Source organism: Helicobacter sp. 13S00477-4, from assembly GCF_002272785.1.
GTDB lineage: Bacteria > Campylobacterota > Campylobacteria > Campylobacterales > Helicobacteraceae > Helicobacter_J.
Genome location: NZ_MLAS01000009.1, coordinates 57,670 through 80,553 on the forward strand (window position 1 = coordinate 57,670; position 22,884 = coordinate 80,553).

A 22,884-nucleotide genomic window follows, 5' to 3' on the forward strand; every position below is an offset into this window, starting at 1 on the left:
TCCTTAATTTTAGTAATTAGAATTAATTTTATAGATTTTTTATTAGCAAAAATTTATAGGAGTAATCATTTTATCATTTATTTTCATTAGATTTTGTTATCTTTGGAATAAAAAACTTTTCTTGATTTTTAATTGTTCAATAACTTCAATTATTTCTTTTTGACCATATGGAGTATTTTCATCAATATTGTCCAATTCTTCTAGGTATACATCAATAGCTTTTTCGATATTCTGTGGTGATACACCAGCAAAATGTAATGCTACCCCAAGCATATCAATGATTTCTACAGCCAGCTCTTCAAATTCAATTTTGTCAGATTTTTGATTCATTGTCCTAGCCTTTGATTTGGATTTTGAAGGATCTGTTCAATTTGATTTTTGATATCCTCATATAAAAAGCTTTCTCTGAAGCCATCAATTTTCCCTCCAGAAGCATTTTTATGCCCCCCTCCATTAAAAAACTCTTTACTCATTAAGCTCACATCGCATTTTCCATTTGCCCTAAGGCTTACATTTCCTCTAGGATTGACATCAATATAAAAATCAAAATCTGGATTTTTGTTCAAAAAAAGATTTGCAAGGACACTAATGCCACCCATCGAGTAACTTAAAAATCCTTTTTTATCTCCATAAAAGATACTGCATTTGTCTTTTTTTTTCGATAATAACTCTACTTGAGCATAAGAGGCAATATTGTCCATCGTTTGTTTTTTGGGATTTCCACCAAGTGCTATTTTTTTGAGTTTAAAAACTTCATTATCAAATTCAACTTCAGAATTTTCAATAAATAAATAATCTTTTGTTCTTTTGAGTAAATTTAATTTGTATATTCTGTGTTCATCATCAAACATAAAACGATTGAGTTCATTTGAACTCGCAATCATACTCATTGCTACTTTGCCAAATTCAAAACCAAATCCATCTTCTTTCCAAATATCAACAGAGTTTATCATATCAGTCATTGGCGTAAGCCATTGTTCATCTTTTGGATTTAAAAAGGGGTACTTTTTTTTGAAAGTTTCATATGTGATTTTTGTGGCACAACGTGTTGTATCTAAATAATACCAATGATAAATTTTAGCAGATTCTTCTCCGCTGATATGGTGATCTAAGAGACTTATTTCAATATTTTTTCCATTCAGTCGGAATTCATCGACTCTTTCTTGCAAATATTTACATTCTGAAATAGAAAGATTGAGATCGGTGATTAAGATAAGAAATTTATCAGTGAGAGTGTTTGTATTTAGGTGATTTAAGATAGCATTGATTCTCGCTAAGACTTCTTTGCCATAATTAGCATTATAAAAATGAATTTTTTCAAAAAAATGTTTTGATACAAGTTGGCAACCATAACCATCTAGATCAATATGAGACAAATGATAAACTTGCATTTTATTCCTTAAAATTAATATTGATATTGCCTAAAACTTCATATTTTGCATTTGTGTCAAGTTCAGCATGGCTTAGGACAATCAGATCAATTTTAAATTGTTCAATTTTATTAGCAAGCACTCTCCTGAGTTCTGGATCAACGATAAGGATTACAGGTGCTATACCTTTTTGGAGTACTTTCATTGATTCTTCGCTGAGGGCTTCAATAAATTTTTGCATATCATTTGCATTTAAAAGCAATGCTTTTCCTGAAGGTTGCTCCTTTAATTTTCCCAGAAGATATTGTTCTGTATTGTTTGAAAGGGTTAGTAGCTTGAGGGTTCCATCTTCAGATTTAAAGATATTGGTAATGACTCGTGCAAGTTTTGAGCGAACTTGTTCAGTGATGATGGCAATATCATTTTGCACTAAAGGTGCAATATCAGTAATGCTCTCAAGGATAGTAAGCATATCCCTAATAGGAATTTTCTCATGAAGTAGTTCTTGTAGAACTGAACGAATTACGCCAGTAGGGATTTTTTTGGCTTCTTCAATTATGGCAGGATAGTCTTGAGCAAGCCTATCCATTAGAGATTTTACTTCATCTTTAGTGATGAATTCTTCAGCATAATTCTTAACAAGTTCACTCATATGAGTCGCAATTACAGTTGATGGGTCAATAATGGTATAACCTTGAATAATTGCCTCTTCTTTGTCTTTTGGTTCTATCCATAAAGCATCCATTCCAAAAGCAGGTTCTTTTGTTGGAATACCTTCAATTTCTTTGCCTACAAAACCTGTATTCATAGCAAGGAATTTATCAGGCATTACACTTCCTTCGCCGATAGTAATGCCTTTTAATTTGATTTCATATTGAGTTGGAGGGAGTTGTAGGTTATCCCGGATACGTATTTGAGGCATTAAGAAACCATAATCAGCAGCAATTTTTTTTCTGATTCCTCTGACACGTTCTAATAAATCTCCACCTTGTTTCACATCAGCAAGTCCAATGAGCTGATAGCCCAAAGCAAGCTCTAAAATTTCAATTTTCAAGACTTCATCAATAGATTTTTCTTCTTCTTTTTTTATTTCCTCAGGTGTTTTTTGTGATTTTGTTGGTGGAGTGTGTGGGTCAGTATTAGGATTTTTGGTTTCTTCAATATCGCTAGAAAGATTAATATCCATTTTTTTTCCCAGCCATTTTTCGAATATTGAAAATAGATTTTTTTTATCTCCTCTTGAGATGAGCCAAGCAATAAATAAAAATAAACATCCTACAAAAGCAAGTGAAAAAGTAGGGAGTCCAGGAACAGTTGCAAATAAAACCAAAATAGAACCCACAATAATGAGCGTTTTACTTTTATTGGTAAGCTGAGTGATAAGTTTGGAGGCAAAATTTTCTTCTTCACCTTGCGTTGTTCTTGTAGCTACAATGCCTGTGGCGGTTGCTATAATAAGGGCAGGAATTTGACCTACAAGTCCATCACCAATCGTAAGGATTGTAAAAGTAGAGGCACTATAAGCTATGGTCATATCTTTTTGAAATACTCCTACTAAAAATCCACCAATGATATTGATGAGTGTGATAATGATAGAAGCAATAGCATCTCCTTTTACAAACTTGCTAGCACCATCCATTGCACCATAAAAATCAGCTTCTTGAGTTAAGGCTGAGCGACGTTTTTTGGCTTCTTCATTGTCTATCAAACCAGAATTCAAATCAGCATCAATTGCCATTTGTTTTCCAGGCATTGCATCAAGGGCAAATCTTGCTCTGACTTCTGTAACTCTCGTAGAACCGTTCGTAACGACTAATAGATTCACAAGTACAAGGATTGTGAAAATAATTGTCCCTATGACATAATTCCCACCCACTGTAAATTCTCCAAATGAGGCAATGATATCACTCACGCTAGATGGACCTCTGTAGCCTTCAGTTAGTATCATCCTTGTTGTTGCTACATTGAGTGCTAATCGATATAGTGTTACGATCAGCAATAGTGTTGGGAATGCTGAAAAATCAGTTGGTTTAGTAATATAGAGTCCAATGAGGATAATCAGTACAGAAAGAGCAATGGAAATAATGAGTAAAAAATCAAGTATAAAGGGTGGTAAAGGGACTATGATAATTGCCAAAATTGCAATCACAAAAACAACGACAGCTAAATCTTTTGATTCTGTCAAATAGCGGAAAAAGGGTATGATTTTTTTTACAACATTTTTTTGTTTTTCAGAAGCCACTTACTTCAAACCCTTTCTTAGATTGTGTAGATTTTTTAGAATTCTACATTTTTTAATGTAAAATTTTGCTTTTTTAATGTAAAATCCTTGAGTTTTTTGAATAAAATGACAATTTGATTAATAATATACCTTACAGGAGGTCATTAATGGCTTTAGATACGGCGAAAAAACAGAGTATTATCACAAAGTTTTCTAGGAATGAGAAAGATACAGGTTCTTGTGAAGTTCAAATTGGACTACTTAGTGAGAGGATTTCAGGATTGACACAGCATTTGAAGGATAATCCAAAAGATCATTCTAGTCGACTTGGACTTTTGAGGCTTGTAGGTCAAAGAAAACATTTACTCAAATACCTCAAACGAACGCAATATGAAAGATATGCCAAATTAATAGCAGAGTTAGGGATAAAAGATAGATAATTTTAATATCAATCACAAATCCTGTTATAAAATAGCAATGTTTTTCACCCTCTTATGTTGGGGGTTTTTTATTTTTTCTTCAATCCGTCCATCTCCTCAAATTTTTTCTATTATATTTTTGATTTCATTGGTTGTATATTGGTTTTTTACAAGGTCTTTTTCTTATATACCCAATCAAGTCAAGTTTATTATTTATTCATTTTTAAGTGTTTTTTTAACTGTTATCCCAAATTTATTTTTTAATAATGGTTTTTCTTATGACCATTTTAGAAGCTTCAATACCCCACTTAGTTATGTTATCGGAGCTATAACATTGATGCTAATGGTAGGATTGCGTGTTTATTTGAAAATAAAGCCAGTTTTTTATGTGATTTGTTTGAGTGCCTATATTGGAGGTATTATTGCCATTATCCAGAAACTTATTTTTGGTATGGATAGGATTGAGGGATTTTCTGGTATTTTTGAGTTTGCAAATGTCAATGCAGTGATAGGATTGTGTATTTTTTCTTATTTTTTTAGTGAAAAAAGCAATATGAAAGAAAAAATATTTTTTGCTATAGGATTTATTTTTGTTATTCTAGCACTTATTTTTAGTGGTTCTAGAGGTATCAGTATAGCTTTTGCTTGTGGGTGTATTAGTATATTTGTATTTTATTTGGTTTATGAATATAAAAGGTGGGTTTCTTTACTCAAATGGTTCATAATACTATTTTTTGTTGGTTTGATGCTCATGGGTATTTTTCCTCAAGTTAAAGAATCTTTGCTCCGATACAATGAAGCAAAAACTGATATAGAGCAGTATCAAAAAAATTATTATGATACAAGTTTAGGGCTTCGTTTTAAAATGTGGCATGAAGCTTGGGAAGCTTTTAAGATTTCGCCAATCATAGGTTTGAATCCTAAAAGTTTATGTGAATATGTTAAATATAAAAATACCCAAGAATATTCAAGGAATGATTGTTATCAAAGGTTACATAGTGAATTCCTAAATACTTTGGCTCGTAAGGGTATTTTAGGACTTTTAGCTTTGTTATCTGTTTGGGTGAGTATAGCAGTTTTATTTTTCAAACAAATGCGATTTTGTGGATTCAAAAGGATGCTTGGAATTTCTATGTTTGGTGTGTTGATACTTTATATCATAAATGGGGTTGGCGATGAGCCAATGACTTCTCTTATGAATGGAAATTTCTTTATCTTGTTAGTAATAATATTTATTTCTATGCTTTATGGATTGGATAAAGATAAGGATTTTGTAAAAATACTTCAATAGGTTGTATTTGTTTGGTATGATAAAAATATTTTTCTAATGTTAAGATAGAGATTATTTTTTCACGTTTTTTGTCAAAAAATTGTTTGACATAAGTATTGGCATTTTGGATTATTTTTTTAGCTTCATTGGGTGCAGATAAATAATAATAAATTTTTTCTTCCAGATCTGAATAATCATCTTTGATTTGTATATAATGATAGTTTGCTTTGAGCTTACCTTCCATAAACCAAGTTTCAAATTTTGGTTTTGGCATTATAGCAATTGAATTTGAACTCATGATCCATTTAAGATTAGAAGCAACATCATTCCCCTCTATGGATAGGATAAATTTATATTCAAGATGTTTTTTAATCGAAATTTTTGGTTTTTGATATTTGATAAGATTTTCTTCTTCCCAGCCTACATGACCTATATCACAAAGTGGATGGTCAAAATACATACCTAAAAGTTTTTGCCTATGGGCTTGATAACATCCTCCTCGAAATATAACTTTATCTTTTTTGTTTTCCCATAAATAAGGGTCTTTAATGAATGTAAAATGCCTCACTTTGTCAATATTTAGAAGAATTGAATTTTGATTTTTATCTGCAGCAGCTATAGGGCGAGATTTTGTGATTGATGGTTGTGGTAAGAAATAATTTACATCGCCTTTTTCATAACACCATTTGAGATCATCATGGAAATATCTTGTAAATTCATAGGTATCAAAGAAATAAACAGTAAGTTTTTTGGTAAGTTTATGGTCATTGAGTTTTGAATCAGTTTGTAAAGATTGAAAATTATTGAGAGGACAATAATAATTTACCCGTTCAATTATATATTTTATATCTTTTCTTCTAAAAGATTTTTGGATGATTTTATTTTTGATTTTTTGAAAATAAAATTTGGGCAAGAGGATAGAAATAAATCCTTTGAGGTTATAAAGCAGGCGATTATTTTTCATTTAGATTTGCTAATGAGATAATTTCTAAAACGATGTCGTAACGATTTAATAGGTATGAATGCACTTAAAAAACGTATATAAAAGGATAATTTTTGATAATTTCCATTTTCATCACGATTTGGTAGGGCATCCTTATGGTAAATACGTGGATTGGTAAAAATATTTTCAAAAAAATCTAAAATTTTTTCATCATTGAGTTCTTGATAAAATTTTTCATTGTTTAGATAAGGTTGAGATATTTTTTTGAGGTAACTTTCATCATCATTATCCAGTCTGATGATAGTTTCAATCACTTCTTCTAGAGAATGATAGTCATTCACATCAATAAAGGCTTTTTTGTTAAAATCTTTCCATACAAGAGGATTTCCCCAATAAATAGGGATTGTTTTTGCCAAAAATGCATCCAATATTTTTTCTGTTGTATATCCTGGATGTGAGCTATTTTCAAAGGCAATAGAAAATTTATATTGTTTTTGAAATTCGTATTTATTTTTGATGGGTTTTCCAATATTGTTTAAAAAACGTCCTCCAGAATCTACTTTTTTATAAGTTGATAATTGGTGGAAAAATTGTTCTCTGATTTTATCAGCTTGCAAGTTGTTAGAATAAACAAAATTACAAAATTTTCTATTTAATAATTCATTGGGTGTAATAATCTCTGAGAATATCATTTTATCTTGATGGATATAGTTATCTAAATAAACATAATATAAAGGGAGCCTTAAGTGTCTGTCTGCATATTTCAAAAACTCAAAACTCAAAGCATAATCATAAGCATTAAAATTAGGTACAATATTTTCACCAATAAAAACAATTCTTGGACAATCGTAATTTTTAAATTTATTTCCAAAAATTGAGCAGATTATAAAATCAGGCTTTGGATCGATTTGAATTTCAAATCTTTTTGAAAGCACTCGGATAAAAAAATTATTCTTTATATCAAAATTTTCCCACATATCAACGAAGTTGATTTTGATTTTTTTCATTATTGTCCTAAGATTTTATTTGTTTATGATCTTTGTTAGAATTTGGATTTTATCTTAAATTGACTTTATTTTGCCGTATAAAGATTTGTTATAATTGATTTTTGATAAAAATAAAGGTTTGGACGGATATGAAGATTTTCATTATTCATTTGAATTGGGCTAAAGATAGAAAAGACTCTATGCTTGAACAAATAGATAAACTTAGAAAAAATGGTTTTGAAGAAGAAATTATTTTTTTTGATGCTATTGATGCAAAAAAAGGAGAACAACATCGTTTTGATAAATATTATAGTAGTTTTTTATCTAAAATATATCGTGCTAGGGATGCAACAGATGGCGAAATAGCTTGCTATGCTTCTCATTTTTCTTTGTGGTGTGAGTGTGTTAAACTTGATGAACCTATAGTTATTTTGGAAGATGATGTTGAATTACTTGATTGTTTTCTTGAAGGGTTTTGTAGGATCAAAGAATCTTCATATGAATATGTAAGGTTAATGGCATTAGATGAACCAAAAAAACCATTTACGATGATAGAAAAAAATTTTGCTACAACATATGATGATATTGCAGGAGCACAAGGTTATTATTTGACACCTAATGCTGCAAAAAAATTCATTGATGGTAGTAAGTATTGGATTCTTGCGGTTGATAATTTTATGGATAAAATTTATATGCATGGGGTGAAAACTGTTTTGCATATCCCTTATTTAATAGCAGAAAATCCACAGGTTTCTGTAGTGACGACTATTCCAAATCGTTATGATAAAAAAATAAAGAAATCCTTATTTTGGAAGGCAATTCGTGAGATTGTTCGACCTTATTTAGTATGCAAACATATTTTGTATCTTTATAGATTTAAAGATTAGTATTTTTGATAATCTCAAAAATATCTTCTACTAAAATACGATCCATACATAGATAATAAGGGCATTTTTTATTACAAGAGATGCATTCAGGTATTCTTTCTCCTGATGATGTTGTAGGTGTAATGATAGTGTGTTTTTTCATATTGGCACAAAAAGGACCCCATCTATTTGGCTTGCAAGAACGCATTAGCGTGTGGAATCCAATTGTAGGAACATCAAGGGCAATCGCACAATGTAAAGGACCTGTTCCATTACTTAAAAATAATTTTGCTTCTGCTATGATGCTTAGGAGTTCTCTTAAGGATTTTTGATTTTCTAATAGATTATTTTGATCTAATAGAGGGTGATTTTTCATGAGTCTTTTATAAGTATTTAATTCTGTTTGAGAGCCTGTAATGAGGACTTTTGCTATATTGTTTTGGACTATTTTTTCTGCCAATGAAAAATAATTTTGTATTTTCCAATCTTTTGAAGATCCTCCGCTGCCTGGATGGAGGATGATTATTTTTTTAGCGTCGTTTCCAAATTTGTTATGAAGATAGTTTTTAGCTTGAGAGATTTCTTCATTTGAGAGGTAAATTTTTGGAAAATATTTTTTTTCACAACCCAGTGGTTTTAGGAGATCAAGATTATATTGGGCTTCATTTTTTTCCCCAAGAGAACGTTTTTGACGAATTTTATGTGTAAAAAGTAAGCTCCTGATTTTTGAAAATGGACCAATCCTAATAGGGATTCTAGCAAAAAATGGCACATAACAAGCAATTTTTGAGGGGAAAAGAGAAATACTTATATCAAAATTCTTATTTTTGATGGTACGAATGAGTTCTTTTTGACTGCAGTTGTCTGTTAGGATAGTTTCATCTAAAAATGGATTGTTTTCTATTAAGGGGGCAGTATAGCTTTGCATAGCGAAACAAATATGACTTTTAGGATAAAGAGTTTTAAGGGCTTCTATACATTCCAAAGATAGGACAACATCCCCTAATTTGTCTGTCCTGAATAAAAGTATTTTAATAGAATCAGATTTTTTAAAGTTTATTTTTTTCATTTTTTATCTTGCATGATGTTTGATTTAGAAATTATATACAATAAATCATAGGATTTTAATGTTTTCTGATATGTAAAAAGATGATTTTTTGTAATAGGAGGATAAAAAATGGTGCGGAAGAGAGGACTTGAACCTCCACGCCTTGCGGCGCCAGATCCTAAGTCTGGTGCGTCTGCCAGTTTCGCCACTTCCGCAATGATGATTTTATGACTTCAATCTGTATTTTAAGGCAGGTGCGTATTTTACTTGCTAAAGCTTTAAATAAAACTGAAAAAACCTAAAAATTAATACTAATCTGTTGATTATTACGAAACTTAAAGAAAATTTTAGGTATTGTTTTGAGTCAGAAAAATTAGAAGGATTTAATGATGCAAGACCCGATTGTCGAACGTAAAAAAATATACAATCCAAATTCTAAAGAAGGTGTTAATGAGCGTAGGATATTTGGTGGAAATCCTACGAGTATGTTTGATCTTAATAAAATAAAATATCAATGGGCTTATAATCTTTGGAAATTGATGTTGGCAAATACCTGGTTTCCAGAAGAAGTCAATATGAATCCAGATAAACGTGATTATAATGGGGGACTTACACCTCAAGAAAAATTGGGTTATGATAGGGCTTTGGCACAATTAATTTTTATGGATAGCTTACAGACAAATAATCTTATTGATAATGTTAATCCTTATATTACTAGTCCTGAAATCAATCTTATCCTTGTCAGACAAGCCTATGAAGAAGCCTTGCATTCTCAAAGTTATGCTGTAATGGTAGAATCTATTTCTGCTAATACTGATGAAATCTATGATATGTGGCGTGTGGATATGCAACTGCGTAGCAAGAATGATCATATCGCAAATGTTTATTTAGAGTTGGCTAAAAATCCTACTGAGAGAAATTTACTTAAAGCAATGTATGCTAATCAGATTTTAGAAGGGATTTATTTTTATAGTGGTTTTAGTTATTTTTATACACTTGCTCGTAGTGGAAAAATGCTTGGTTCAGCACAGATGATTCGTTTTATTCAGCGTGATGAAGTCACTCATTTAGTATTGTTTCAAAATATGATCAATTCTCTAAAAAATGAACGTGGATATTTATTTACTAATGATTTAGAAGAAGAAGTGATTGAAATGTTTAGGAAGGCTGTTGAGATTGAGTCTGCTTGGGGGGATTATATTACACAAGGACAGATTTTAGGGTTGACTTCAGAGATCATCCATCAATATATTCAATATCTTGCTGATGAACGACTTGGCAGAGTGGGTATTCCTAAGCTTTATAATGTCTCTCACCCTATAAAATGGGTAGATCAATTTGCTAGCTTTAATGAGCAAAAAACAAATTTTTTTGAAGCAAAAGTGACTAATTATGCAAAAGGAAGTGTAAATTTCGATGATTTTTAATACCTTATCTTTAGATCAGATGATTGAAAAAAAAGCGAATTCTTTTTATAATAATCTCAAAAATTCTCTAAACAAATCAGATTAAGATGTGTATAAGTTTTTATTAATCTAATTGCAATGAAGTGAGGAAAATGAAAATAGCAGTTCAAATTAGTTTGGAATCAAGCAATGTTTAAGCTTGAGGGGCATTTGATGTGTGATGAAATTGCTAAACAGATTTGTCTTCAAGAAGATGTTAGGGAGGCAATTTGTAGTATTGATCGTAAAATGTTTGTGCCTTCTTCTTTGAAACATTTGGCTTATAATTTGGATGCATTACCAATGGGTGCCGATCAATGGATAAGCTCTCCTTTGACGGTGGCAAAGATGACTCAATATTTGGTTCCAAAAGGCGGAGATAGTGTCTTGGAAATAGGCTGTGGAAGTGGTTATCAGGCAATGGTGCTTGCAAAATTATTTCGCAGAGTATTTTCAATAGAAAGGATTGAAAAACTTCTTTTAGAGGCTAAAGAAAGGATTAGAAAATCTGGTATTAGTAATATAAATACTAAGCTTGATGATGGGCAAAAAGGTTGGGAAGCATTTGCTCCTTATGATCGGATTTTATTTTCTGCTTGTATAAAGGATATTCCTGAAGTATTGATTGGTCAGCTTGAAGAGGGTGGAATAATTGTAGCACCAATCTTGGAGGGGAATACACAAGTAATCAAACGTTATAGGAAAAAAGATAATAGGCTTGGTATACCTGAAGTGCTTGAAAAATGTCTATTTGTGCCAGTTGTTGATGGTGTGATGCGCTAATGGATTTATCTTCCTTTGGTTTTGATAAGAATATTTTTTTATTTTTTTTGATTTCTCCTAACGGTTTTGATACATCAGTTTTTGGGCTGATTGTATTAGGTTGGGCAATTTTTTGGTTGGTTTGGTATGACAATTTCAGGCATTGTCGAGGGGTTTTTGATTCTAATGTTTTAAATATTTGTATCCTTATATTATTAGTATTTTTAGGCTTTGGGATTGGATTTTTGTATCAAGGGATTTTTGAGTTTTGGCTAATGGCTGTTTTTTCTTTGATGATATTTTTAGCATTGATTGATATTAAGAAATTTGCTGTGCCTGATTGGCTAAATTTTGCATTGCTTTTTTTAGTAATTTTGGGTGTGATGATTTTTGATAATTCTTTTTATTTATCTTTTGAAAAATTGCTTGAGGGTTTTGGTCTTGCTGGATTGTTTGCAATATTTAGAATTTTTGGAGATATGATTTATAAAAAAGAGATTTTAGGGGAAGGTGATATTGTTTTTATTGCCTCAAGTGGACTTTTATTTGGCACTGAGAATAGCTTGAAAGGTATTTTTTGGGGCTGTGTACTTGGTATTTTTTACATACTTTTTTCAAGATTATTTGGTAAAAGCGTTTTTAAGATTCCTTTGATTGCTTTTATTCTTTTTGGGATTATTTTTTGTTTTATTATAAGGGTTTATAGTGATTAAGCAATACATTTTTTTATCTATTTCACAGATATTTTTTCCATTTTTTCTTGTTTTATTTTTTATTGCTTCTATTGTTTTACTCATTGGGATTGCTGGTGTTACTTTAATTGTAAAAATGGATGTTTTGGATTTAGCCCAATTATTTTTATATTCTTTGCCTGGTACGGTTTTTTTTATCATCCCTGCTACTTTTTTTGCTGCTTGTGTTTTGGGACTTTCTAGACTCTCTTATGATTATGAATTATTGGTTTTTTTCTCTTTGGGTGTTTCACCTCAAAAGATTTTAAAGATTTTTATCCCTGTGAGTGTTTTGGTTAGCATAGTGCTTTTGTTATTTTCTTTGGTGATGATCCCTTTGTCTAAAAGTGCTTATTCTGATTTTATTGCTGAGAAGAAAAATAAAGTTAATATTAATATTCGTCCTGGTGAATTTGGTCAAAAATTGGGGGATTGGCTTGTTTATGTTAATAAAGCTAACGGGAATCATTATGAAAATCTTGTACTTTTTTCAAGTGATGGGCTTTCTACAGAAAGTTTTATTGTTGCAAATAGTGGAAATGTTAATAATTTAAAGGGTTTTTTTGAACTTGATTTATATGATGGAGATGCTTACTTTGCAAAAAATAAAGAAATAAAAAAAATAGATTTCAGAGTAATGAGCTTGAGGAATGAAACAAGTGTTTTAAAATTGAGTTCTTATGATTTGATTGATTATTGGCATAGTGCTTTTGAAGGTAGTTCTTCACAGGCTAGAAGATTATCCCAAGCAATTATGACCTCTCTTTTTCCTATTGTGAGCATATTTTTAATCCCTTTGTTTGGAGTGGCAAATCCAAGATTTCATAAAAATTTGTCATATGTCTATATTTTATTGGGTATTGGGATTTATTTTTTGATTATGCATATCACGAGTCAAAATGTTCCTTTTTGGGGAATGGCTTTATTACCTTCATCTTGGATAGTCGGATCTTATTATCTTTATCGTCGCTTTATTTTGAAGTTTTATTGATGAAAAGACTTGTTGGTAAAATTGCTTATGATGGTTCTGGATTCAGTGGATTTGCAAGGCAGAAGACTGTAGGGATATTGAGTGTAGTTGAAAAGATAGAATCTGCACTTCGGAGCATGGGTATTGAAGATGAGGTTCTAGCTGCAAGCAGAACTGATAAAGGTGTGCACGCTACAGGACAAATTATTTCTTTTTGTGTTTGCCATCAGATGGATATAGATAAAATAAAATCTTTACTTAATCAGAAATTATATCCTCATATTTTTGTGAAAAATCTTCAAGAAACAGATATGTTATTTCATCCTAGATTTAATGCTAAAAGAAGAGGTTATCGTTATATTTTTTGTAAAGATTATTTAAATCCTTTTATTGCTAAATATATTTCCAAACAAGATTTTAGAGACAAAAAACTCATAACGCAAGCTTTGAATTTATTTTTAGGCAGACATAATTTTGGTTATTTTAAGAAAAAAGGTAGTCATACCAAGGATGATTTTCGTGAAATTTTTTTGGTTAGATTTTATGAGTATAGGATTTTTTCTCAAGAATGTTATGTGATTTATTTGGAAGCTGATGGTTTTTTGCGTACGCAGGTTCGTTTGATGTTAGGGAGTGTTTTGGCTTATTCAAAAGGTGAAATTGGGCTTGATGATATTTTTTTGCAACTTGAGTGTAAAAAACGAATTTTTACCTATCCTGTTTCTGGTAATGGTTTATATTTGGCAAGAGTGATTTATTGATTTGACTATATGTTATTTTAAAGCTCTATTGATTATAATGATAATGCCTGAATGATTCGTATTTCTAAAAATTGACGAGTCTGTTAAATAAGTAATTTTGAATCAATCGTAGTGATCTTTGTGTGTTCGGTATTTCTGTTTGAAGCTTTTAGTTTAGGATCTGCCGCCTAATGAGATTCTCTTGATTCTCTTTGTAGCTTTTTTAGGCTACGTGCAAAAAGTAACGGTCATTTGGGTAGTAATGTAGCTAAAACTAGGGTTTATAAATGGAAGAAAAAATATTAATTATAGGGAGTGGTGGTAGAGAGTATTCATTGGGTAAAAAATTTATAGAGGATCCTCGTGTTCAAAAGATTTATTTTTTTCCCGGAAATGGTGCTACAGAAGAAATTGGAGAGAATATTGTTTTTAGAAATGATGGAGAAATTATAAAATTTGTTCAGGATTATTGTATTGATTTTGTCATCATCGGACCTGAGAAACCTCTTGTATCTGGATTGAGTGATATCTTGCGTGAAGCTGGAATCAAAGTTTTTGGACCAAGCAAAAAAGCAGCTTTATTAGAAGGCTCAAAAGCTTTTATGAAAGATTTTGTTTCCCGCTTTAATGTTCCTACTGCAGCTTACCTCAAAACTTCTGATTTTGAAAAAGCTTGCGAATTTATTGATAAATTATCTTTGCCTATTGTTGTTAAGGCAGATGGTCTTTGTGCAGGTAAGGGTGTGATCATTGCACTTAGCTATGCAGAAGCTAAATCCTGTGTAGATGAAATGTTGTGTGGCAAAAGTTTTGGCGAAGCAGGAAAATGTGTCGTGATTGAGGAGTTTTTGGAAGGGTATGAATTATCTGTTTTTGCTCTTTGTGATGGTGAAGAATATGTTTTGTTGCCAGTTGCTCAAGATCACAAACGTCTTTTGAGTGGTGATAGAGGACCTAATACTGGAGGTATGGGTGCTTATGCACCTACACCATTGTGCGATGAAATTTTGAAACAAAAAATTAAAGATAGGATTATTGAGCCAACATTAAAAGGAATGTTGAAAGAAAATAATCCTTTCAGTGGAGTGCTTTTTGCTGGCATCATGGTTGTAAAAAATGAACCTTATTTACTTGAATACAATGTCAGATTTGGGGATCCGGAATGTGAGGTTTTGATGCCATTGTTAAAGACTCCGCTATTAGATCTATGTTATGCTGTAATGGAGCATTCTTTGAGTGATATAAAAGTTGAGTTTTTTGATGAGTATTGCGTAGGGATTGTTTTGGTTTCTAAAGATTATCCATATAAAAATTCACAACCACAAGCCATCTATATAAAAAATTTTGATAGTTCAATAGGGCATTTATCTTTTGGTGGTGTTGTGAAAAAAAATAATGAGCTTTTGGCTACCGGAGGGAGAGTGTTGCTTGGAATTGGAAAGGGAAAAACTTTATCTGAGGCAAGAAAAAATGCTTATTCTTTAGTTGAAAAAATTCATTTCAATGGTATGGGTTATCGTGATGATATTGGTTTGAAAGTTTTGGAACATTAGATGTTGTTTAGTGATGAGAAAATAGAGGAAATATTATTCAGGGAAGGTTTGACTCTAAGTTCTTTTACTCAACGTCTCAGTGCTTTTTTGATAGATTTATTATTTATATTTTTTTTGGTTTGGGGTTTTTGTTATGGTTTTTTTGGAGAATATGTAAAAAATATTGAAAGTAAAATTATTTTTATTCAAAAATTTTTATTTTTATTTTTTATGTTTCAATTTTTTTATGAATTATTTTTTATTTTATTTTTTGGTGCTACTTTAGGGAAGATGATTGTTGGTATAAAGGTTATTTCTGTGCAAACTTTAGATAAACCTAACTTTATAAGCATTTTGATGCGTTGTTTTATTAAAATTGTTCAAGAAGGTGTTTGTTGCACTTTATTTATTTTTGCTTTGAATGATAAGTTTTTACGTCCATTTTATGATAAATGGGGCAGAATGCTTGTAATTTCAGCTGGATAGAACATTTTGTTTAGATTTATTATTATGATTATTTTTTGTGTTTTTAGTTATGCGAGTCAAGTCGCTGTGCAAAAATTTGATAAAAATAATAATAAAATTTTTGAACTTTTAGCAGATAATGTGAGTGCACAAGGTAGCGTTGTAATCGCTTTTGGAAATGCGGTACTTTTAAATCATGATTTATACATCCTTGCAGATAAAATATCTTATGATACCAAGAATCGTGTTGCTACCATTGATGGGAATATTAAAATTTATAAAGGAGGAGGCTTATTTGCCCATGCTGAACATATTGTTTTGAATATGGATGAAAAATATGAGGTAATAGAACCTTTTTATATGCAAGATAGTATCAGCGGAATGTGGGTAAGTGCAAATAAAGCACAAAATCTTGATAAAAAATATAGTTTTAAAAATGCCACAATTTCAGGTTGTAGTATTGAAAATCCTATTTGGCATATTGATGCAACTTCAGGATCTTATAATTCAGATAAATCTGCTTTATCCCTTTGGAATCCTAAAATCTATATTGGTGATGTCCCTGTGTTGTATTTTCCTTATTTATACTTATCAACTAGCAATAAGCGTGCAAGCGGTCTTTTGTACCCTGAATTTGCTGCTTCTAATACTGAAGGTTTTGTCTATATGCAACCTTTTTATTTAGCATTACAAGATTTTTGGGATATGACTTTTACTCCTCAAATTAGGACAGAGAGGGGTTATGGAGGGAATCTTGAAGCTAGATTTATTGATTGGGAGCAAGATAAGTTTGTATTCAATACAAGGTTTTTTCACAATAATGATAGGTATTATAAAAAATATAATTTGAGGAATAGAAATGTATTTGGTTTTGAATTTCTACATTCTAGTAGGAATCCACTTGAAAAATATTTTGGACTTAAGCCACTCATAGATAATGGTTTGTATCTTGATTTTTTGTATATGAATGATTTGGATTATGTTCGGTTTGAAAATATAAATAAAATCATCACAGATGGAACACATATGTCTAGAGGTAACTATTATGTTCAGACAGAAAATCATTATTATGGATTGAATTTGAAATATTTTTTAAACTTGAACAAAATCAACAATAATAAAACATTCCAATCTTTGCCAAATCTTCAATACCATAAATACCTTAACACACTTTTTTTTAAAAATCTCTTGTATTCTCTTGATTATGAATTTAAAGATACTACAAGAGAAGTAGGTTATGGTTATGTGCAAAATTCTTTGAATATTCCTATTGGTTTGCAGCTTTCCCTTTTTAAAAAATATCTTTCTTTGGGTATATGGAATGATTTTTATGTGAGTAATTTAGCTCTTACAAATTCTTCAATGGCTTATATTCCGGATTTGGGCAAAAGAAGCACTAGGCAATTTGGTAATCTTGTATCATCAGGGTATTCAATTTATTTAAATACTGATTTGGCAAAAGACTATAATAAGGTTTTTCACACAATTCAATTTGAATTGGCATTCAGTGCACCATATTTTCAGTTGTCTAATGGATTATTTGATGCACAGATGTATGATTTGACCGCTAAGGCTAGGAATGATTATGCTCCAAATGATTTGGATTATTATTCAATTAACGATGAATTGTATTCAGATATATGGAATCCTTTAAATATAACAAGTTCAAGGATTGCTGCAAGAAAAATGAATATAAAATTAACGCAATATTTTTACGGACTTGGAGGGAAAGAATTGTTCTATTGGAAGCTTTCACAAGGATTGAATTTTGATGATAAAGTTTCAATTGCAAGAGTCCCAATGGAAAATAAAATTGGTTTTTCTCCGCTTGAGGGATTGGATATTTATGGGAGTATTTTTTATTCTTTTTATTATAATAGTTTGGATGAAATAGCTATAAATGCAATGTATAAACATAACTATATGGTTGCAAATTTATCTTATTATATTAAAAGAAAGTTTAATGATGAAGGTATCAATAAGATCATTGAAAATTCTGCCAATTATCTTAAAGGTGGTTTCAGTAATGATTTTGGCTATTTTGGCTTGAGTGCTTCAGCTGGTTATGATATCAAAAATAATGTTTTGTTAGATTGGGATATTGGTATTTTTAAGAATATTCGTTGTTTTGGCATTGGGCTTAAATTTGTCAACCAAAGGAGACCAATCTTGACTAATGATCCTGGAAATCCTCTAGAAGTTCTTAAAAATACTTATATCAAACTGGAATTAAATTTTGTTCCGCTTACAAATACAGGTTTGACTTATCGTATCACAAAATAAGGAAAAATGATGGATATGACAAAAAACAATATGAGATTTGAGGATAGAGATGATGCATTGAATCGTCTTATAGATGAGATACTTATCCGTCATTTGGATACAAAAAATTGTATTATTTTGGCCACAAGTCTTGCAGGGGTAGCATTTGGTGAAAAAATGTCTAAAAAACTTAATGTTAAATTAGATTTTTTGTTTACTGTTCCTATTTACGCACCTTTGAATCACGAATGCGAAATTGCTATTGTAAGTGAAAATATGGATATAATTATGAACGAAGCTTTGATAGATTCATTTGAAATTACCTTGGATTATGTTTATGGGGAGGCTAAGAGGGCTTATGAAGAGATTATTTTGACAGATATTTATAAGTTTAGAAAAGGTTCAATGATAAGTTCTTTGATAGGCAAAGATGTATTTATTGTCGATCAAGGTGTAGAAACAGGTTTGACAATGAATGTGGCTATTCAAACTTGTATTGCAAAAGGTGCAAAAAGTATTTATATCCTTACTCCTGTCATTGCTCAAAATGTAGGGACAAGTTTATCTGAAATTTGTGATGGCGTTATTAGTGTTATAAGGCCTGAGCATTTTGTTTCTACAGCACATTATTATAGATCTTTGCCTCCAGTTAATGAAGAGGAAATTGAAAAAATCCTTGATAACTCTTTAGGTAAAATTGAAGATAAGAATTTAAGTAAAAGATAAGGAATATAAGTGGATATTATTGAATTAGAATTGAAAAATTTGGAAGAAAAATATATTTTAAATCATGTTGCTAGACAAGCAGCAGGTTCTGTAATGTATCAGAATGGTGGGACTATCATTTTAGCAACTGTTGCTATTGATGAAAAGCCAGTCAAAGAAGATTTTCTCCCTCTTACTGTCCAATATATTGAAAAATCTTATGCCTTAGGTAGATTTCCTGGAGGATTTGTAAAGCGTGAAGGTAAGCCAGGAGATTTTGAAACACTCACTTCAAGAATTATTGATAGAAGTCTACGACCTATTTTTCCGAAAGGATTTAATTATCCGACTCAAATCACGGTGATGGTTTTGAGTTATGATAAAAAAAGTGATTTACAGGTTTGTGCATTGAATGCAGCTGCAAATGCATTGTATATTTCGAATTTACCAATTTATCATGCTGTTAATGCTGTAAGGATTGGTAGGATTAATGGGGAGTTTGTTTTAAACCCAACAATGGACAAAATGGATAAATCAAATTTAGACCTTTATGTATCTGGGACAAAAGAAGCATTATTAATGATAGAGATGCAATCACTTCTTTTAGATGAAGGGATGAATGAAATCTGCGAAGAAGATTTTATCAAAGCACTTGATTTGGGTAAAAAGGAGATTTCTAAAGCTTGTGAACAATATACAAAAACTTTGGGAGTATTCAAAAAAAATCCCTTAGAATTAACTTTAAATTTTTGTCAAAAAAATCTAAATATTGATGATTATATCAGGAACAATTATTCTAAAGAGGTATATAAAATTGTTACAGAAATGGCAAAAAGTGAGAGAAATACAAGCTTAAAAAACGTCGCTAATCATATATTTGAGGTTAAAGGTAAGATTGAAGATTGGATATTTGAAGATATTTTATTTGCTTTAGAAACGTATAAAAAAGAATTAGTAAGGTATCAGATCATCCACCAAGGAATAAGAGCAGATGGTAGAGGATATGAAGATATTAGAGATATTGAAATATTGACAAATATTTTGCCTTTTGCACATGGATCGGTTTTGTTTACTAGGGGACAAACACAGGCTTTGGTTGTAAGCACTATAGGCTCTGAAAATGATGCCCAAATCCAAGAGTCTTTAAGTGATAAAGTTGGCAATAAAGAAAAATTTATGTTCCATTATAATTTTCCTGGTTTCAGTGTGGGTGAAGCTTCAATCATTACATCTCCAAGTAGACGAGAGTTAGGGCATGGTAATTTAGCCAAAAAGGCTTTAGAAAGTAGCATTGTGGATCGCAATAAGACTATTCGATTGGTTTCTGAAATACTTGAATCAAATGGTTCAAGTTCTATGGCAAGCGTTTGTGGTGGTTCTTTGGCATTGTGTTGTAGCGGGATTGAGGTAAGGAATTTGATAGCTGGTGTGGCTATGGGTTTGGTTGTTGAAGGGGAAAAATATGCTATATTGACTGATATAACTGGGCTTGAGGATTATGATGGGGATATGGATTTTAAAATAGCAGGATCTGAAAATGGTATCAGTGCTATGCAAATGGATATTAAAATTGATGGTGTATCTTTTGAAATATTACAAAAGGCACTTTATCAAGCTAGAGAAGCAAGGCAACACATACTTAAAATCATGAAAGAGGCACAAAATAAGATTATCTTGAATAGTGACATACTTCCGAGCATAGAAATTTTCAACATTCATCCTGGAAAAATTGTAGAGATTATTGGACATGGAGGAAAAACTATCAAAGAGATTATTGAACGTTTTAAAGTCAGCATAGATTTGAATAGAGAAAATGGAGAGGTGAGGATTTCAGGTATAGATAATACTTTTATCATAAAGGCAAAGCAATTTATTTTAGATTTGATAAACACTCAAAAAGCTGATTTGGATAAATATCAAGTTGGAGAAATATTTGAAGGTGAGGTGAAAAAGATTTTTGATTTTGGGGCATTTGTCGGACTGCCAAAGGGTGGAGATGGTTTATTGCATATAAGTCGTTTTGATAGAGGTCGGGTAGGGAATATTAGAGATTATATCTGCGAAGGGGATAAAATAAACTGTAAGATTTTAGGGTTAAACAAGGGAAAAATAGAACTTGATTTGATAAAAGAATAGTTTTAAACTTAAATTTATGATTTTTTAGAGATAATTAGAGCTCACAAAAAGTCTCAAAGTAGGGGATAGATCCGAAAAAGGGCTTAAAAAAATTTAGGAGTTTTTTAATGAAAGTTTTGCTAGTAATGTTTTTTGGATTTTTAGGGTTTGCTTATGCTGCAGATGCTGGAAATGCTATGAATATGGGTAATATGGGAGTAGATATGATAAAAGCTTATTCAATTGCTGGAGGTGTGATCGGTTTAGGGATTGCTGCACTTGGAGGAGCTATTGGTATGGGACATGCAGCAGCAGCAGCGATTTCAGGAACTGCTAGGAATCCAGGAATTGGAGGCAAACTTATTGGGACAATGTTTATTGCTCTCGCATTGATTGAAGCTCAAGTTATTTATACTTTGGTTTTTGCAGTTATTGCTATTTATATGAATCCTTTCATAGGATAAATCTCTTGCTCTTTTTGGGCAAGATTTGTGTGCTGGTGGTGGAACTGGTAGACACGCCATCTTGAGGGGGTGGTGAGGTAACTCGTGCGAGTTCAAGTCTCGCTCAGCACACCATACTTACATTGCCGAAGTGGTGAAATTGGTAGACACGTCAGACTCAAAATCTGATAGAGGCAACTCTGTGTCGGTTCGAGTCCGACCTTCGGCACCACAAAAACTTTCTTTTCATATACATATCACTATATATTGATACACATTTTTATCTTCAAATTTCCTCATTCAGGCATTTTATTCTTAAATATTGCTTAATCAAATTGCATATTATTATATATGATATACAGATCATAACCTATTGTAGTCTTTAAAAAGTGGTTACCAAAATTGTTATAATTTTTTAAGTTTTATTTTTTGTAACCATTTAGTCATAAAGATGTGATTGATATTGTTCTTAAATACCAAAAGAAAAGTGGTTCTGATTTGGCTTTAAGGATGTTTAGGTATGTCAGAGCTATATGGAATTATGCTTTTATGTCAGGATTTTTAAAAAACAATCCTATCAGCAATATTGCCATCACTCAACTCCTTGATATAAAATTTTCTTTCCTAAATTTTTTTAGTTTAAGATACTTCACATCATATCCACCCTTATGGATTTTACCCATTGGGTGGTCAACTTATCCCTACTCTATAAAAAAACCTAAAAACTTATCAATCATTAAAATCTTTAATTTCTTTGAAAGCAATTAATTTACTATACCCCCCCCCCCATAAGTAAAAAAATCAATTTTATATTGACATTTATGAAAATAAGTTTTATAATATTCTAAACATTTGACAAAAAAGAAAAGGTTCTACAATGAAAAAAACATACTTAAAAATCTCAACAATAGTTTGCTTGATTGCTTATGGGGGGGGGGTCAGTGATTTAAAGGCAGAATCCAATCCTTTTTTAAATATGTTCAAGCCTACTAAACCAGACCCTTCTATAAAAAATATTATTGAGTATAATCAACAAGAATTTCATGATAAAATAGTCTCTGAGGCCACGCAAGAGCATGACAAAATAGACCAATGTAAAAATAAAATTAAAAACGATTATTTCACAATGATGACTTATGCTGGTATGAACATTAACATTTCACAGCTAAAATTTAACAAGTTCGTTCAACCTACATTAAAACTTTACATCGCAGCTGTTAAAAATTATTATGAGTCAGTTATAAAAGGTGAAGTTACTGATAATGATATGAATTCACTCAATTTTGGTCTCAGGAAATTGAAAAATCTCCTAACAAGTTTAGAATTTGATCTTAAAACAATTAGTGATCAAGAGAAATTAAAGCGCGTTTTACCTGTCGCGACTGAGTTCGGTTCAACCTTCCAATCAATGAATCAAAAACTCATTTTCAACCTCTCCAGATTCAATGAAATACCAGCCCTAAGTCAAGCTCAACAACAAGCTTTCAAAACCATCCATAATGATCAAAAGAAATTCTCTTCTCTGAATGCTGGGGTTCAAAGGAGTGCTCAAATGACAAATTTCATTTCTTCTTTGAACACACAAACAAGA

General features: G+C 31.1%; 21 protein-coding genes and 3 tRNA genes. 17 read left to right on the plus strand and 7 right to left on the minus strand.

The window, feature by feature from the left end:
* Window positions 1-96: 96 nt before the first annotated feature.
* The 3 genes from BKH44_RS05765 to flhA are packed head-to-tail and all read right to left on the minus strand — an operon-like array spanning window position 97 to window position 3,612.
* A complete protein-coding gene (locus BKH44_RS05765; protein ID WP_095271089.1) occupies window positions 97-330 on the minus strand; it encodes a hypothetical protein in 234 nt (77 codons plus the stop codon).
* Window positions 327-1,391, minus strand: coding sequence for a 3',5'-cyclic-nucleotide phosphodiesterase (locus BKH44_RS05770; protein ID WP_095271091.1), 1,065 nt, complete (start codon window positions 1,389-1,391; stop codon window positions 327-329). Before BKH44_RS05770 ends, BKH44_RS05765 begins: the two co-directional genes overlap by 4 nt.
* Before the next feature lies 1 nt (window position 1,392).
* Window positions 1,393-3,612, minus strand: a complete 2,220-nt coding sequence (gene flhA, locus BKH44_RS05775; protein WP_095271095.1) for a flagellar biosynthesis protein FlhA — start codon at window positions 3,610-3,612, stop codon at window positions 1,393-1,395.
* 146 nt (window positions 3,613-3,758) lie between these two features.
* Here flhA and rpsO point away from each other — a divergent pair, with 146 nt between their 5' ends.
* Window positions 3,759-4,031, plus strand: coding sequence for a 30S ribosomal protein S15 (rpsO, locus tag BKH44_RS05780; protein ID WP_095271098.1), 273 nt, complete (start codon window positions 3,759-3,761; stop codon window positions 4,029-4,031).
* 37 nt (window positions 4,032-4,068) lie between these two features.
* A complete protein-coding gene (locus BKH44_RS05785; protein ID WP_095271101.1) occupies window positions 4,069-5,301 on the plus strand; it encodes an O-antigen ligase family protein in 1,233 nt (410 codons plus the stop codon).
* On the opposite strand, the gene BKH44_RS05790 is transcribed toward BKH44_RS05785, so the two are convergent.
* Both BKH44_RS05790 and BKH44_RS05795 read right to left on the minus strand, forming a co-directional pair.
* Window positions 5,249-6,244 (minus strand): glycosyl transferase family 90, encoded by a 996-nt coding sequence (locus BKH44_RS05790; protein ID WP_095271104.1) that lies wholly within the window; start codon window positions 6,242-6,244, stop codon window positions 5,249-5,251. The genes BKH44_RS05785 and BKH44_RS05790 overlap by 53 nt on opposite strands.
* Window positions 6,241-7,230, minus strand: a complete 990-nt coding sequence (locus tag BKH44_RS05795) for a glycosyltransferase family 10 (RefSeq protein WP_095271107.1) — start codon at window positions 7,228-7,230, stop codon at window positions 6,241-6,243. Before BKH44_RS05795 ends, BKH44_RS05790 begins: the two co-directional genes overlap by 4 nt.
* Window positions 7,231-7,358: 128 nt before the next feature.
* Here BKH44_RS05795 and BKH44_RS05800 point away from each other — a divergent pair, with 128 nt between their 5' ends.
* Complete coding sequence (locus BKH44_RS05800) at window positions 7,359-8,096, plus strand: glycosyltransferase family 25 protein (RefSeq protein WP_095271110.1); 738 nt, start codon at window positions 7,359-7,361, stop codon at window positions 8,094-8,096.
* Here BKH44_RS05800 and BKH44_RS05805 read toward each other — a convergent pair.
* Window positions 8,086-9,144 carry a glycosyltransferase family 9 protein gene (locus BKH44_RS05805; RefSeq protein WP_095271112.1) on the minus strand — a complete coding sequence of 353 codons (1,059 nt, stop codon included), beginning with the start codon at window positions 9,142-9,144 and terminating at the stop codon, window positions 8,086-8,088. The two genes, BKH44_RS05800 and BKH44_RS05805, sit on opposite strands and share 11 nt — an antisense overlap.
* A 109-nt stretch (window positions 9,145-9,253) precedes the next feature.
* Window positions 9,254-9,338 (minus strand) — tRNA-Leu (locus tag BKH44_RS05810).
* Between the two features lie 174 nt (window positions 9,339-9,512).
* Between BKH44_RS05810 and BKH44_RS05815 the strand changes: the two genes are divergently transcribed.
* The 14 genes from BKH44_RS05815 to BKH44_RS05885 all read left to right on the plus strand — a co-directional run.
* Window positions 9,513-10,550: a ribonucleotide-diphosphate reductase subunit beta gene (locus BKH44_RS05815; protein ID WP_095271115.1), complete on the plus strand. Its 1,038-nt coding sequence runs from the start codon at window positions 9,513-9,515 to the stop codon at window positions 10,548-10,550.
* A gap of 168 nt (window positions 10,551-10,718) precedes the next feature.
* Window positions 10,719-11,351, plus strand: coding sequence for a protein-L-isoaspartate(D-aspartate) O-methyltransferase (locus BKH44_RS05820; protein ID WP_095271118.1), 633 nt, complete (start codon window positions 10,719-10,721; stop codon window positions 11,349-11,351).
* Window positions 11,351-12,043: a prepilin peptidase gene (locus BKH44_RS05825; RefSeq protein WP_095271121.1), complete on the plus strand. Its 693-nt coding sequence runs from the start codon at window positions 11,351-11,353 to the stop codon at window positions 12,041-12,043. Before BKH44_RS05820 ends, BKH44_RS05825 begins: the two co-directional genes overlap by 1 nt.
* Entirely contained in the window at window positions 12,036-13,052 is a 1,017-nt protein-coding gene (locus tag BKH44_RS05830; protein WP_095271124.1) for an LptF/LptG family permease, read from the plus strand. The genes BKH44_RS05825 and BKH44_RS05830 overlap by 8 nt, the downstream gene beginning before the upstream one ends.
* Window positions 13,052-13,792 carry a tRNA pseudouridine(38-40) synthase TruA gene (gene truA, locus BKH44_RS05835; protein ID WP_095271127.1) on the plus strand — a complete coding sequence of 247 codons (741 nt, stop codon included), beginning with the start codon at window positions 13,052-13,054 and terminating at the stop codon, window positions 13,790-13,792. Before BKH44_RS05830 ends, truA begins: the two co-directional genes overlap by 1 nt.
* Before the next feature lie 266 nt (window positions 13,793-14,058).
* Window positions 14,059-15,324: a phosphoribosylamine--glycine ligase gene (purD, locus tag BKH44_RS05840; RefSeq protein WP_095271130.1), complete on the plus strand. Its 1,266-nt coding sequence runs from the start codon at window positions 14,059-14,061 to the stop codon at window positions 15,322-15,324.
* Entirely contained in the window at window positions 15,325-15,789 is a 465-nt protein-coding gene (locus BKH44_RS05845; RefSeq protein WP_095271132.1) for an RDD family protein, read from the plus strand.
* Window positions 15,790-15,813: 24 nt separating this feature from the next.
* The gene (lptD, locus tag BKH44_RS05850; RefSeq protein ID WP_180674123.1) at window positions 15,814-18,051 is read left to right on the plus strand and encodes an LPS assembly protein LptD; all 2,238 of its coding nucleotides are present in this window, start codon (window positions 15,814-15,816) and stop codon (window positions 18,049-18,051) included.
* A gap of 30 nt (window positions 18,052-18,081) precedes the next feature.
* Window positions 18,082-18,756 (plus strand): phosphoribosyltransferase family protein, encoded by a 675-nt coding sequence (locus BKH44_RS05855; RefSeq protein WP_180674125.1) that lies wholly within the window; start codon window positions 18,082-18,084, stop codon window positions 18,754-18,756.
* Window positions 18,757-18,765: 9 nt separating this feature from the next.
* Window positions 18,766-20,871, plus strand: coding sequence for a polyribonucleotide nucleotidyltransferase (locus BKH44_RS05860; protein WP_095271140.1), 2,106 nt, complete (start codon window positions 18,766-18,768; stop codon window positions 20,869-20,871).
* Window positions 20,872-20,978: 107 nt separating this feature from the next.
* Complete coding sequence (locus BKH44_RS05865; protein WP_095271142.1) at window positions 20,979-21,314, plus strand: F0F1 ATP synthase subunit C; 336 nt, start codon at window positions 20,979-20,981, stop codon at window positions 21,312-21,314.
* A 29-nt stretch (window positions 21,315-21,343) separates the two neighbouring features.
* Window positions 21,344-21,428: transfer RNA gene (locus tag BKH44_RS05870), tRNA-Leu, on the plus strand.
* 10 nt (window positions 21,429-21,438) lie between these two features.
* Window positions 21,439-21,525 (plus strand) — tRNA-Leu (locus tag BKH44_RS05875).
* 645 nt (window positions 21,526-22,170) lie between these two features.
* Window positions 22,171-22,884: hypothetical protein (locus tag BKH44_RS05885; protein WP_143428312.1), on the plus strand; the 714-nt coding region annotated here is incomplete at its 3' end.